This window comes from Streptomyces sp. RPA4-2 (assembly GCF_012273515.2).
Lineage (GTDB): Bacteria > Actinomycetota > Actinomycetes > Streptomycetales > Streptomycetaceae > Streptomyces > Streptomyces kaempferi.
In genome coordinates this window covers 5,917,040-5,930,171 of record NZ_CP050975.2, presented here as the reverse complement: position 1 = coordinate 5,930,171, position 13,132 = coordinate 5,917,040, and the positions used below count along the sequence as shown (strand labels likewise).

The window sequence follows — 13,132 nt, the reverse complement described above, 5'->3', positions numbered from 1 at the left end:
TCGCGACGAGCACGCCGGGGGCGGGCGTCAGCGACAGTGGATGTCGGCCACGCAGAGCGCGGTCACGCCGATCAGCGCCAGCTCGATGGCGGCGCGACGGACGGCAGGACTGGACCACATGCGCAGAAATATGAACGAACTTTCGGAGCATGTCAACGTGGTCCAGCCCGTGACGGACGTGACTCCTGCCGTCTTGGGGTCAACTGCCCGGGTACGGCCAGGGGTTGGGCAGGCAGTGAATCCCGTCATGATCGAGGAACTTGGTCTGCTGCTGCATGACCGGAGCGAGCGCGCCGTCCTTCTCGCAGCTGACATGGCCGTATCCGAGCCGGTGGCCGACCTCGTGGTTGATGAGCATCTGCCGGTAGGGGTGGATCGCGGCGCCGTACGTCCTGGAGCCCTGGGCCCAGCGGTACGCGTTGATCATGACGCGTTCGGTGGAGGCCGAGTCGCAGGACACGTTGTCCTCGGTCGTGTCCAGACCGGACTTGGCGCACCAGTCGGCGGTGGTACCCGGGCTGGCCAGCGTGATCACGAAGTCGGGCCTGCCGGAGGAGATCCGCTCGAAGGAGCGGGCGCCGTTGTGGGCCCAGCTCCTCCGGTCGTTCAGGGTCTTCTGCACGGCCTGCGCGAAGAGCGCGCCGTCAAGTCCGAGCCCCTGTTCCACATCCACTCGATAGGTGTACTTCCGGCCCGTGCCGGGCGCCTTGTCGAACCCGGCGACGGCGTCGAACCTGCCCGACGCCTTGAGCTTGGGGCCGAGCGGGTACGTCACGCCCATCTTCTCGTCGTACGTCAGTGTCTTCACGGGCCGCACGCCGGGTGTGCCGGACGCGGTGGCCCGGTCGTCGCCGCGTGAGGCGGGGTCGAGGGCGCCCCGGCCCGCACCGGCGGCTTGCGTGTGGGCGCCGCCGCCGTCGCGTCCCGTGGCCACCTGTCCGGCGACCACGACGGCGAGCACGGTGGTGACGGCGGCCGCGGCGATACCGGTGAACGTCCGGCCCTTGCCGCCCCTGGACCTGCCCTCCTCCTCGGGCTGCGGCGGCGACTCCTCGACGACCTGCGGATCCCAGTCGGTGACGGGGGTGTCCCAGCCGGCGGCGGGGCCGTGGGGGGAGCTGCGGAGCGTGGTGGTCCGCCGGGGCGCGAAGAGGTCGACGTCCCCGGTGCCGCCCTCGTCGAAGGCGTCCACGTAGGCCTGCCGCGGCCCATGCCCGTCCCCGGACCCGGTCCCCGGTGCCGTGCCGGTCTCCTGGCGTTGGCCGGGGACGCGAGGTCCGCCCGGCACCATGGGCCCGGACTGGCCGGCGGGCGCGGCGCGGGGTGTCGTCCGGGGGCCGCCGTACGCGGCTCCGCTCGGCGGACCGCCCCTGAACTCGCCCCAGCCGCCCCCGGTCTCACGCTGCTCGGGGTGCCCGCCACGCGCCTGGACCTGCCCCCGGGCCGGAGCGCCCTCCGCCATCCGCGGGACACCGTGCACGGGCATCCCGTCGGCCGTCCGCGGGATGCCGTGCGCGGGCGTCCCGTCGGGAAAGCGCGGCACTCCGCGCGCCGGGGTCCCCTCGGCGAAACGCGGCACCCCGCGCGCGGGCGTCCCGTCGGGGAAACGCGGCACCCCATGGGCCGGTGTCCCGTCGGACTGCCGGGGAATGCCGTGGGCCGGGGTCCCGTCCTGGAAGCGGTCCTGGAAGCGCGGCACTCCGTGCGCCGGGGTCCCGTCCGTCCCGCGGGGCGCTCCCGCGGCCGGTGTCCCGCCCGCCGGAGGGCGCGGCGGCTGGGGGCCCAGGGCACCGCGCGGGTTCTCCTGCGGCGCGGTGCCCGGCCTCTGCGCCGCACGCGGCACCGCACCGGGTGCCGACTCACGGCTTCTCCCCCGTGTCGCTCTTCTCCGCCCGCCCCCGGCGACTGTGACGTCCCACGCCCCGCCTCAGCTCCCCGCACCGGTGACGGCCGACGAGGCCGACTCGGCGTATTCCGCGAGGAGTTCACGGAAGGCCATGGCCACCGTCTCCGGGTACTCCATCATCGCGACATGCCCCGCCTCCGGCAGGGACAGCAGCCGGCCGTCACGGAAGGCGCGCGCGGCGCGCCGTGCCATGCGGTAGCCGACGAGCTGGTCACGGCCGCCGTAGACGAGCAGCGTCGGCGCGAGCACCCGCTCGGCCTGCCGCCACAGTCCGTGCTGGCCGCCCAGCGTGTACGCGTTCACGATCCCGCGCGCCGAGCGCGTCATGGCGTCCCAGAAGTAGGGCAGCGCGAGCCGCCGCTCCATCTCCTCGACCGCATCGCGGAAGCCCTCGGGCGACACCTTGCCGGGATCCCCGTAACAGAGCGCCGTGACCCCGCGGACGCGCTGTTCGGCGTTCCAGTCCTTGGTGAGCCGGGTGAACAGCCCCGCCACCCCGGGGACCGCGAGCAACGCGGTCGGCCACGCGGTGCGCTGCACGCGGATCTCCGGGAGCGCGGGCGAGACGAGCGTGAGCGTCCGCACGAGGTCGGGCCGGACGGCCGCGACCCGGGTGGTGACGGCACCTCCCAGTGAGTTGCCGAACAGGTGCACGGGGCCGCGCTCGGCGGCGTCCAGGTAGCGGATGACCGCGCGCGCGTGCCCGGTGACGCTGTAGTCCCCGTCGTCCGGTGGCGGCGAGTCCCCGAAGCCCGGCAGATCGAGGGCCTCGCTGTCGACGAGCCCGTCGAGCAGCAGCATCAGGGCCGACCAGTTCTGCGAGGAACCGCCCAGCCCGTGCACGTACAGCGCCGGTGGCAGCCCCTCGCGGGCGGGTGGCCGGGAACGCACGGTCAGCGTGATCCCGGGCAGGCCGACCGATCTCAGCCGTTCCCCCTCCGCGACCCGGACGGTCCCGACCCTCGGCGTGACGGTGGCGGCCAGCACGGAGGGCAGCTCGGTCGAAGACATGCGGCAATGTTACGAGACGATCACGCGGTGGTTCATGTGTTCGCCGTCACAGATGGTGCGCGAATCGCATAGCGTCTGGATCGGGTGTCTCCTAGGCTTCAGACGAGGGCACTCGCAGACACACAGGAGCGCACTCGCACCACTCGGGAAGAGGAACCATGACAGTCGATCCCACGGACCCCGAGACCTTCACCGCAGTTGACGAGAGCCCGGACCTCGACCCGGAGGCCCCGGAGGCCGACGCCGCCGAACAGCACGCGGACCTGACACCGCAGGACGACGGACTGCAGGCCGCGGGCGACCCCCTCAACGCCAACGAGGCGGACCTCGCCGAGCAGGCAAGAGTCGTGGAGCTCAACGAGGACGAGTACCGCTAGGCCGCACGGACCGGCCGGAGGACAGGACGGACCGGTCGCGCGTACGGCCCTGGCCGACCGGGCGACCGGGGCGGTCCGGGCACCATGACGCCCGCCCTGCCCCCCTTGGACATCCTCTGTGCCGCTATCGCCCGCGTCCGGTCCGTGAAATTCTGCGCTCGCACCGCGCACACCAGGGTTACCGAAAAGTACGATGGCTGCGCGGCGCACACCGCAAGTGGACAATTTTTGGGAGGCGGCGTGACAGCCATCGAGCAGACAGAGGCGGCGCGCCCGCGGGGCACTCGCCTGCCGCGCCGTGCCCGACGCAACCAGCTCCTCGGCGCCGCCCAGGAAGTGTTCGTTGCTCAGGGGTACCACTCGGCCGCCATGGACGACATCGCCGAGCGCGCGGGCGTCAGCAAGCCGGTCCTCTACCAGCACTTCCCGGGCAAGCTGGACCTGTATCTCGCCCTGCTGGACCAGCACTGCGAGTCCCTGCTGCAGGCGGTACGGACGGCGCTCGCGTCCACCACGGACAACTCGCTGCGCGTCCGCGCCACCATGGACGCGTACTTCGCGTACGTCGAGGACGACGGCGGCGCCTTCCGACTGGTGTTCGAGTCCGACCTGACGAACGAGCCGGCGGTCCGCGAGCGCGTGGACAAGGTCACGCACGAGTGCGCGGAGGCCATCTGCGACGTCATCGCGGAGGACACCGGTCTCTCGCGCGCCGAATCGATGCTCCTCGCCTCCGGTCTGGGCGGTCTGGCCCAGGTGGTGGCCCGTTCCTGGCTGCACAGCGACCGCAGCGTGCCGCGCGACCAGGCGGTCCAGTTGCTGACCTCGCTGGCGTGGCGGGGCATCGCGGGCTTCCCGCTGCACACCACCGACCACCGCTGACCGCCACTTTGTTCCCGCCCGCTGTTCGCTCCTGGCGTTCTCGGGCGGAACGTGTACGTCCCCTCACCGGGCTAATGTGTGCTGCGTACGGCGCGGATGAACGCGCACATGACTGACCGTCGGAGGGACAAAGCCGTGGAGGTCAAGATCGGCGTGCAGCACGCGCCCCGCGAGATCGTTCTGGAGAGCGGTCAGACCCCGGAAGAGGTCGAGCGCGCGGTGTCCGAGGCGCTGGCCGGCAAGTCGCAGCTGCTGAGCCTCGTGGACGACCACGGGCGCAAGGTCCTGGTTCCGGCCGACCGCCTCGCCTACGTGGAGCTCGGTGAGCCCACGCAGCGCAAGGTGGGATTCAGCGCGCTGTAGTCAGCCACGCGGAGGGGCCCGGTGACGGCGTCACCGGGCCCCTCCGCGCACCGGCCGGAACCCGTCCGGCACGACGACCGGAATCCCGTCCCCGCACCCTGAGCGGCTCCCTCCCGGAGCCACAGTCGGAGCACAGATCCGACACAGGGGAGGGTTGCGTTCCGCACGTCACGGGTAGACCGGCTACGACCGATTTGCACGGGCCGTGCGGGAGGGACCCCCACCATGTTCTTGGAAGCGCTCGGCGCCGCGGTGCTCGGTCTGGCCCTGTCATGGGCCGCCTCGCACCGCCTGCCGCACCGCCTGCCCGCGCGCAGCCTGGTCCTGTCGACCGGCGTCGCGGGAGGGCTGTTCGGAGCCTTCCTCACCCACACCGCGCTGGGCTCCGGGTACTACCCGGTGATCCTCTGCGGTGCCGCGATCGTCTCCGCCGCGCTGCTCTCGCTGCTGCTGCGCCCGGCGGAAAGATTTCGCCGCCGCTCGGCGACGGCGTGACCGCACCGGGCGACGGCGCATCCCGTAAGGACCGGAGCCAGGCCGGGTCGGACAAGACCCGGATCCAGGCCGGGTCGGACAAGACCTAGTGCCGCGGCGGGCAACGTTCGCCCCGCCGCGACGCCCGGAACCTAGGCCGCCAGGCCCAGCGCCGCCATCCGCTTCGTGTGGGCCTCGGTGATCCGCGAGAACATCCGGCCGACCTCCGCGAGGTCGAAGCCGGCCGCCACGCCGCCCACGAGCATCGTCGACAGCGCGTCGCGGTCCGCGACCACCCGCTGCGACTGGGAGAGCGCCTCGCCCATCAGCCGCCGCGCCCACAGCGCGAGCCGGCCGCCCAACCGCGGGTCCGCGTCGATCGCGCCACGGACCTTCTCCACGGCGAAACTCGCGTGCCCGGTGTCGTCCAGGACGCCGAGGACGAGACCGCGCGTGTCCTCGTCCAGCCGCGCGGCGACCTCCCGGTAGAAGTCGCTGGCGATCGAGTCGCCGACGTAGGCCTTGACGAGCCCCTCCAGCCAGTCCGAGGGCGCGGTCTGCTTGTGGAAACCGTCGTACGCGGCGACGAACGGCTCCATCGCCCCGGTCGGCTCCTCGCCGATCCCGGAGAGCCGGTCCCGCAGCCGCTCGAAGTGGTGGAACTCGGCCGACGCCATCTTGGCCAGCTCCGCCTTGTCGCTCAGCGTCGGCGCCAGCTTGGCGTCCTCGGCGAGCCGCTCGAACGCCGCCAGCTCGCCGTACGCGAGCGCTCCGAGCAGGTCCACGACCGCGGCGCGGTACTGGGGGTCGGCGGACGCCGTGTCCCAGTCCCGCGCGGCGACTCCGGTGGCCGCGGGGGTGGTGGTGCCGGGTGCCTCGGCGGACGTGTCAGCGGCGTTGTCAGGCGTCGTCATGAAGCGCACAATAGCCCGCGCGCCGCAACAGGGAAGTCCCTGCTCATCCAGTGTGACGACGACTACGTGACCAAATCGGCCATCGCGTATGCGCGATTCCGGGGTATGGTGGTAATGCGCCCGGCGAGTATTCGACGGGCCGCACGAATGAGGATGCCCGGTCGGTGGCCCGATCGGCTCCGACCCGACAGCCCTCTCGTCCGTACGGCACGATGCGTACGACATCCGGAGGGACCCTCAGCGGTACGAGCGCTCGAGCGTCGGCAGTGGTCCCATGCCACTCGGCCCGCCCGACAAGCGGCCGACGTCCCCGGCACGGTCCCCGTCACGACCCCCGCGCTCGCCTCGCACCGCGTACACAGAAGAGGCAGCACCCTGACTACGACTTTCCGAGAGCTCGGAATCCTTCCCGAGACGGCCGAAGCCCTTGAGGCCGTCGGCATCATCAACCCCTTCCCCATCCAGGAGATGACGCTCCCCGTCGCCCTCTCGGGCAGCGACGTCATCGGCCAGGCCAAGACCGGCACCGGCAAGACGCTGGGCTTCGGCCTCCCGCTCCTGGAGCGTGTCACCGTCCCCGCCGACGTCGAGGCGGGCCGCGCCCGGCCCGAGCAGCTGACCGACGCGCCGCAGGCTCTCGTCGTCGTCCCGACGCGCGAGCTGTGCACCCAGGTGACGAACGACCTGCTGACCGCGGGCAAGGTCCGCAACGTCCGCGTGCTCGCCATCTACGGCGGCCGGGCGTACGAACCCCAGGTGGAGGCCCTCAAGAAGGGCGTCGACGTCATCGTCGGCACCCCGGGCCGGCTGCTGGACCTCGCGGGCCAGAAGAAGCTCGACCTCAAGCACATCAGGGCCCTCGTCCTCGACGAGGCCGACGAGATGCTCGACCTGGGCTTCCTGCCCGACGTCGAGAAGATCATGAACATGCTGCCGGCCCGCCGCCAGACCATGCTGTTCTCGGCGACCATGCCGGGTGCGGTCATCGGCCTCGCGCGCCGCTACATGTCGCAGCCCACCCACATCCGCGCCACCGCGCCGGACGACGCGGGCGCGACCGTCGCGAACACCGCGCAGTTCATCTACCGCGCGCACAACATGGACAAGCCCGAGCTGGTCGCACGCATACTGCAGGCCGACGGCCGCGGGCTCGCGATGGTCTTCTGCCGCACCAAGCGGACGGCGGCCGACCTCGCCGACCAGCTCCAGCAGCGCGGCTTCGCCTCCGGCGCGGTCCACGGCGACCTCGGCCAGGGCGCCCGCGAGCAGGCGCTGCGCGCCTTCCGCAACGGCAAGGTCGACGTCCTCGTCTGCACCGACGTCGCGGCCCGCGGTATCGACGTCGAGGGCGTCACCCACGTCATCAACTACCAGTCCCCCGAGGACGAGAAGACGTACCTGCACCGCATCGGCCGGACCGGCCGCGCGGGTGCCAAGGGCATCGCGATCACCCTCGTCGACTGGGACGACATCCCGCGCTGGCAGCTCATCAACAAGGCGCTGGACCTCGGCTTCAACAACCCGCCGGAGACGTACTCCACGTCCCCGCACCTCTTCGAGGAACTCAGCATCCCGGCCGGCACCAAGGGTGTCCTGCCGCGTTCCGAGCGCACCCGCGCCGGGCTCTCGGCGGAGGCCGTCGAGGATCTCGGCGAGACCGGTGGCCGCGGTCCGCGCGGCCGCGGTGGCCGCACCTCGGCGCCTGCCGTCGAGCGTGAGCGGGAGCGGGAGCGTCCGGACCGCACCCCGCGCCGTCGCCGTCGTACGCGCAACGGCACACCGATGGACGAGACCGCCGGCACGTCCGGCGCGTCGACGACATCCGCGCCGCAGACTCCGGCCGAGCCCGCCGCCACGGAGGCCACCGAGCCCCGTACGCCGCGCCGCCGTCGCCGCACGCGCGCCGGTGCGTCGGAGCCGGTGGCGGTCGCCACGGCCACCGAGGCGGTCGAGCCGTCGGCCGCGCCCGAGGCCGCGGAGACCGTGCTCACGACGGTCGAGGGCACGGACGCCACGGCCACCAAGCCGCGCCGCCGCACCCGCAGGACGGCACAGGCCCCGGCCGAGACCGTCGCTGTCGTCGCGGAGCCCGTCGCGGTCGCCGAGACCGTCGCCGCGTCGCCCGCCGAGACGGTCGCGGAGGCTCCGGCCACCAAGCCGCGCCGCCGCACCCGCAAGACCGCGGAGGCCGCGGAGGCCGTCCTCGACACGGTCGAGGGCACGCCGGAGGTCACCGAGACCAAGCCGCGCCGCACCCGAGCCAAGGCCACGACCGCGGCAACTCCCGCCGTGGACAGTGCCGTTGACACCGCGGAGACCGCGGAGGCCAAGCCCCGTCGCCGTACCCGCAAGGCCGTCGCGGAGACCGTCGAGGCGGACAGCGCGCCCCTGACGGCCGCCGTCGAGGCGCCGGAGGCCGGGCCGCGCCGCCGCACCCGCAAGAGCGCCGAGGCCGCGGTCGACACGGCTGAGGGTGTCGCGGAGGCGCCGGCCGCCAAGCCGCGCCGTACGCGCAAGGCCGCGGTGGCCACGACCGAGGCGCCCGCCCAGGTCGCCGAGGCCGTCGAGGCCACGGAGCCGAAGCCGCGCCGTACGCGCGCCAAGGCGACCACCAAGGCCACGCCCGAGGTGGCCACCGAGGCGACCGCGGACACCGCCGAGGCACCCGTCACGCCGCGCCGCCGCACCCGCAAGACCGCGGAGGCCGCGGTGACCCCGGAGACGGACGAGGCCAAGCCGCGCCGCCGTACCCGCAAGGCCGCCGCTGTCGCGGAGCCCGCGGAGAGCTGATCCACAGCCCGATGGCCCGGTCCCCCGCTTTCGGGGGGCCGGGCCATCGGTGTTCCCGCACATCACCCGCCCGGCGCCGTAGGCAGGCGCCCCGACGACCCGAACAGACGCCCCGGACAGTGGGCCACCAGGCCCCGCCCGCTAGCCTCGGAACCATGAGCCGTCCCCCCTCCTTCGTCCCGCCGGCCGGAGCGCGCGCGTACCGGCTGGGCACCGCCCGCGGCGAGTTCGCGGTGATCGATGCCGGAACCGCCGTACGGGGAACCGCCTTGCTCCTGCCGGGTTTCACCGGGAGCAAGGAGGACTTCATCGCGCTGCACGAACCATTGGCGGCGCGCGGGTACCGGACCGTCGCCGTCGACGGACGTGGACAGTTCGAGAGCGAGGGGCCCGAGCGCGACGAAACGGCTTACGCGCAGGAGGAGTTGGCGCGTGACGTACTCGCACAGGCAGCGGCCCTGGCGGTGCCCGTGCACCTCGTCGGGCACTCCCTCGGCGGACAGGTCTCCCGGGCCGCCGTCCTTCTCGACCCGGCCCCCTTCGCCTCGCTCACCCTGATGGCGTCGGGCCCCGCCCAGATCTCCGTCTCCCAGCAGCAGCGCGTCAAGCTGCTCCGGGACGCGCTCGCCGTGATGGACATGGGCCAGGTGTGGGACGCGATCCAGGCGATGGAGCCGCCGGAGGAGACCGAGACCGGAGAACTCGACGCGGGGCTGGACGACCGCGACGACCTGCGGCGCCGCTGGCTCGCCACCAGTCCCGCCCAGCTGATCGCGACGGGCCGTCAGCTGTGCATCGAGCCCGACCGCGTCGCCGAGCTGGCCGCCGTGCGGCTGCCGAAGCACGTCCTGTCCGGCTCGCAGGACGACACCTGGCCGGTGGAGCTGCTGGACGACATGGCCGTACGTCTCGACGCCCGGCGCACGGTCGTGCAGGGCGCCGAGCACTCCCCCAACACGGACCAGCCCCTGCCGACCGCCCGCGCCCTCGCCGATTTCTGGGACACCGCCGCCACCGCGTGACCCGTGACCCGCCACCGCGTGACCCGTGACCCGCCACCGCGTGACCCGTGGCCGGCGACCCGTGGCCCGTGGCGGACGAACCGCGCGGCGGAGACCGACCGGGGACGGCAACAGGGGGCGGAGACCGGGGACCGGTCAGTACTGCGCCTGCAGATGCTCCCAGAAGCCGTCCCGGAGGGACCGGCGCAGATCCGCCTGCCCCCGCAGGGAGTACTGGAGCAGCCCCTCCGCCTCGACCAGCAGGTCCTGGTCCACCGAGCCGGGCAGATACGGATGGCCCGGCAGCAGGTCCACCAGCGCCTCGCGCCCCCGCGCGGCCAGCCACTTCGCGGCGATCTGCGCACCCACGAACCGCACGTCCTCACGCGTGGGCCGGCTCACCGCGCTCGCGTCGTACGTGGTGGCGGTCCGACGGGACACGTAGGGCTTGAAGAAGTCGAGGTCGAAGGTGCGCTGGCTGTCGACCTCCCAGAGCAGCGGCTCGGCCTGGTTGCGGCCCTCGGGCGCCTCGATGCCCCAGAGGTGGACCCGCGCCCCGTACCCCTGCGCGGCCTCGACCGCCGACACCAGGTCCTCGTCGCCCCCGAGCAGGGCGGCATCGCTGATGGCGCGGTGCCGGGCCAGGGACTCCAGGTCGGACCGGATGAGGGAGTCGACGCCCTTCTGCTGGTTGTTGGCGTTCAGGTTGCCCAACCGCACCTTGACGTCCGGGAGTTCGGCGATCGACTGCTGCTCCGCGGTGTGGATGCGGCGACGCGCGCCGTCGTACCAGTACACCCGCAGCAGCCTGCTGTCCGCGAAGATGGTGCGGGCCTTGTCGATGAGTGCCTCGATGAGGCCCTCGGCGTCGAGGTCGAAGGAGCGGCGGTCCTCGGTCCCGGCGACGAGCCGTCCCCCGGCCGCGTACAGGTACCCGGCGTCGACGAAGATCGCGTGGGTCGAGGGCGTCTTCGCCACCTCGGCGAGCATGCGCTGAAGCAGCTCGTTCGTGCGGTCGATGCGGGCGCCGAGCGCCGCGAGGTCGTCGTTCATCACCCCCCATTCTCCCGGCGGTCACGCTTCGAACACAACTGGTCCCGTTCAGTCTCCTCCACACTTCTTACCAGGCGGTAATTAGGTTCTCGAAAAATTTCCTTAGCGTAGGGAATGTTTGTAACACGCACACCGTTGAATACGAACGGAAGCGGGGACTGATTCAGCTCGCACGCCACCACCGAGTAGTTCTCCTCAGGAGGATGACCAGACGAAGGGAGAAGCCCATGCGCTTCGAAATCATGCGACTCGACGATGTCAACGGCACGCCCGTGGACAGCACCGTCGTTGACGCCGCCTCCGTCAACCGGATCGTTCAGCAGGCCGCCGCCATAGGGCAGCGACTGTGGATCCGCCCGGCCGATTCGTCCGCCTCGTAACCCGCGGACACCTCTCGGACGTCCCGGACGTCTCAGACTTCAAAGCCCCGTACGGCATCGACGCCGTACGGGGCTTTGCGTATACGAGAGGACCGTCGCGGCACCGGAGGCCGCCGACCGCCCCGGAGGCCGCTCAACCGCCCCGGAGGCCGCTCAACCGCCCCGGACGACCTGTGTGACGCCGTTGATGATCTGCTGGACGGCGATCGCCGAGAGCATCATGCCCGCGAGCCGGGTCACCAGCACCACGCCCCCGTCCTTGATGACGCGGATGATCAGCAGCGAGTAGCGCATGACCACCCACAGCACGACGTGGATGGCGAGGATCGCGGTCCACACGGACACCTGCGTGGCGACGCTGTCCGCCTTCTGCACGGCGAGGATCACCGACACGATCGCACCGGGGCCCGCGAGCAGCGGCATGCCGAGCGGTACGAGGGCGACGTTGACGTCCTTGGTCTGCTTCGGCTCGTCGGTCTTGCCGGTCAGCAGGTCGAGGGCGATCAGCAGGAGCAGCAGCCCTCCCGCGATCATCAGCGCGGGCACGGAGACGTGCAGGTAGTTCAGGATCTGGTGACCGAGCAGGCCGAAGACCGCGATCACCCCGCCCGCCACACAGACGGCCTGGAACGCCATGCGCTTCTGCACCTTGGCGGGGCGTCCCGCGGTGAGCGCGAGGAAGATCGGGGTGATCCCGGGGGGATCCATGATCACGAAGAGGGTGAGGAAGAGGGAGCCGAAGACGGCGAGGTCGAACATGGTTCAGTGAGGCCTTGCGAAGGTGGGGAGAGCGGCACGGCGAGTTCAGCAGTCACCGCTGGGGAAGGGAGTTCCGCCGGGCGGAACGGGGCACACGGCGGACAGCGCCGGGTGCGTGCGAAGGGGACCCGGATCCGAGGGACGGTTCCGAGGCGCGGGCGATCAGGCTCCGCCGGTTCCCGGGACCGGGAACGCCCCGGTGGCCCGCCGGGTGATCTCCCCGTACACCTCGGGGTCGGTCGTGTACTCCCCGAGGACGCAGGTCTTGCGGCTGCCGTGGTAGTCGCTGGACCCCGTGACGAGCAGTCCCAGCTCGGCCGCGAGACCCCGCAGCCGCGCCCTGGTCGCCGGCTCGTGGTCCATGTGGTCCACCTCGATGCCGTCGAGTCCCGCGGTGGCCAGCTCCGCGATGACCGCCTCCGGCACGGTGCGGCCCCGCTTGACGGCGGCCGGATGCGCGAAGACGGTCACGCCGCCCGCCGCCTTGACCAGCCGGATCGCGTCGAAGGGGTCCGTCTCGTGCCTGGGTACGTAGACCCGGCCGCCGTCGGCGAGCCAGTCGCCGCCGAAGGCCTCGGAGACGGTGTCCACGACCCCCAGCTCGACCAGGGCGGAGGCGATGTGCGGCCGGCCCACGGAGCCGTCGCCCGCGATGCGCGCGACCTGCTCCCAGGTGACCGGCACGCCCAGTTCCCGGAGCTTGGCGACCATGCTCCGGGCCCGCGGCACCCGGTCGTCCCGGATCAGCTCGCGCTCGGCGAGCAGCTCGGGCTCGGCGGGGTCGAAGAGGTAGGCCAGCAGGTGCATGCTGACGCCGTCGAGGCGGCAGGAGAGTTCGGCGCCGGCGACGAGGGTGAGCCCCTCGGGGAGGGCCGCGGCGGCCGCTGCGTGCCCGCGGGTGGTGTCGTGGTCGGTCAGCGCGACGACGTCCAGACCGGCGGCGGCCGCGTTGCGGACGAGTTCGGCCGGGGTGTCCGTGCCGTCGGAAGCGTTGGAGTGGGCGTGCAGGTCGATGCGCACTACGCGACTCCAGGCGGTGACGACACGGAAGGGGACACCCAAGGATAACGGGGTTCACGAGTACCCCTGTCACACTCGCAACCGCGGTGCACCCCCTACGAGACGTCCTCCCCGTCTCGGGCACCTCCTGGGTTCCCGGAGGGCGGCCGGCTCGACCGGTGGGCCCCGGGGCTGCCGCCCCCAGACCTCCGCATCGGCCTGA

At 72.3% G+C, this 13,132-nt stretch carries 14 protein-coding genes; 7 read left to right on the top strand and 7 right to left on the bottom strand.

Features of this window, described 5'->3' with window-relative positions:
- Positions 1-27: 27 nt before the first annotated feature.
- The 3 genes from HEP85_RS26095 to HEP85_RS26085 form a co-directional block, all read right to left on the bottom strand.
- Positions 28-120, bottom strand: a complete 93-nt coding sequence (locus tag HEP85_RS26095) for an Ms4533A family Cys-rich leader peptide (RefSeq protein ID WP_315986905.1) — start codon at positions 118-120, stop codon at positions 28-30.
- 79 nt (positions 121-199) lie between these two features.
- Complete coding sequence (locus HEP85_RS26090) at positions 200-1,699, bottom strand: DUF3152 domain-containing protein (protein ID WP_369657842.1); 1,500 nt, start codon at positions 1,697-1,699, stop codon at positions 200-202.
- A gap of 228 nt (positions 1,700-1,927) precedes the next feature.
- Positions 1,928-2,917 (bottom strand): alpha/beta fold hydrolase, encoded by a 990-nt coding sequence (locus HEP85_RS26085; RefSeq protein WP_369657841.1) that lies wholly within the window; start codon positions 2,915-2,917, stop codon positions 1,928-1,930.
- A 158-nt stretch (positions 2,918-3,075) separates the two neighbouring features.
- On the opposite strand from HEP85_RS26085, the gene HEP85_RS26080 reads away from it, so the two are divergent.
- The 4 genes from HEP85_RS26080 (at position 3,076) to HEP85_RS26065 (ending at position 5,034) form a co-directional block, all read left to right on the top strand.
- Positions 3,076-3,294, top strand: a complete 219-nt coding sequence (locus HEP85_RS26080; RefSeq protein ID WP_168530104.1) for a hypothetical protein — start codon at positions 3,076-3,078, stop codon at positions 3,292-3,294.
- A gap of 240 nt (positions 3,295-3,534) precedes the next feature.
- Positions 3,535-4,176, top strand: a complete 642-nt coding sequence (locus tag HEP85_RS26075) for a TetR/AcrR family transcriptional regulator (protein ID WP_168530103.1) — start codon at positions 3,535-3,537, stop codon at positions 4,174-4,176.
- Between the two features lie 135 nt (positions 4,177-4,311).
- Positions 4,312-4,539, top strand: a complete 228-nt coding sequence (locus HEP85_RS26070) for a DUF3107 domain-containing protein (protein ID WP_028801993.1) — start codon at positions 4,312-4,314, stop codon at positions 4,537-4,539.
- A gap of 225 nt (positions 4,540-4,764) precedes the next feature.
- Complete coding sequence (locus HEP85_RS26065; protein ID WP_168530102.1) at positions 4,765-5,034, top strand: hypothetical protein; 270 nt, start codon at positions 4,765-4,767, stop codon at positions 5,032-5,034.
- Between the two features lie 131 nt (positions 5,035-5,165).
- Here the strand turns inward: HEP85_RS26065 and HEP85_RS26060 are convergent, their stop codons facing one another.
- Positions 5,166-5,927, bottom strand: a complete 762-nt coding sequence (locus HEP85_RS26060; RefSeq protein ID WP_356010749.1) for a ferritin-like fold-containing protein — start codon at positions 5,925-5,927, stop codon at positions 5,166-5,168.
- A gap of 468 nt (positions 5,928-6,395) precedes the next feature.
- Between HEP85_RS26060 and HEP85_RS26055 the strand changes: the two genes are divergently transcribed.
- Positions 6,396-8,717 (top strand): DEAD/DEAH box helicase, encoded by a 2,322-nt coding sequence (locus tag HEP85_RS26055; RefSeq protein WP_369657840.1) that lies wholly within the window; start codon positions 6,396-6,398, stop codon positions 8,715-8,717.
- A gap of 155 nt (positions 8,718-8,872) precedes the next feature.
- Positions 8,873-9,739: an alpha/beta fold hydrolase gene (locus HEP85_RS26050; RefSeq protein ID WP_168530100.1), complete on the top strand. Its 867-nt coding sequence runs from the start codon at positions 8,873-8,875 to the stop codon at positions 9,737-9,739.
- A 135-nt stretch (positions 9,740-9,874) separates the two neighbouring features.
- Here the strand turns inward: HEP85_RS26050 and HEP85_RS26045 are convergent, their stop codons facing one another.
- Entirely contained in the window at positions 9,875-10,771 is an 897-nt protein-coding gene (locus HEP85_RS26045; RefSeq protein WP_168530099.1) for an NYN domain-containing protein, read from the bottom strand.
- Between the two features lie 227 nt (positions 10,772-10,998).
- Here HEP85_RS26045 and HEP85_RS26040 point away from each other — a divergent pair, with 227 nt between their 5' ends.
- Positions 10,999-11,151, top strand: coding sequence for a hypothetical protein (locus HEP85_RS26040; RefSeq protein ID WP_168530098.1), 153 nt, complete (start codon positions 10,999-11,001; stop codon positions 11,149-11,151).
- Positions 11,152-11,304: 153 nt separating this feature from the next.
- Here HEP85_RS26040 and HEP85_RS26035 read toward each other — a convergent pair whose 3' ends face one another.
- Together HEP85_RS26035 and HEP85_RS26030 are read right to left on the bottom strand one after the other, a co-directional pair.
- Complete coding sequence (locus HEP85_RS26035) at positions 11,305-11,910, bottom strand: MarC family protein (RefSeq protein ID WP_168530097.1); 606 nt, start codon at positions 11,908-11,910, stop codon at positions 11,305-11,307.
- A gap of 162 nt (positions 11,911-12,072) precedes the next feature.
- Positions 12,073-12,930: a PHP domain-containing protein gene (locus HEP85_RS26030; RefSeq protein WP_168530096.1), complete on the bottom strand. Its 858-nt coding sequence runs from the start codon at positions 12,928-12,930 to the stop codon at positions 12,073-12,075.
- Positions 12,931-13,132: the final 202 nt, after the last annotated feature.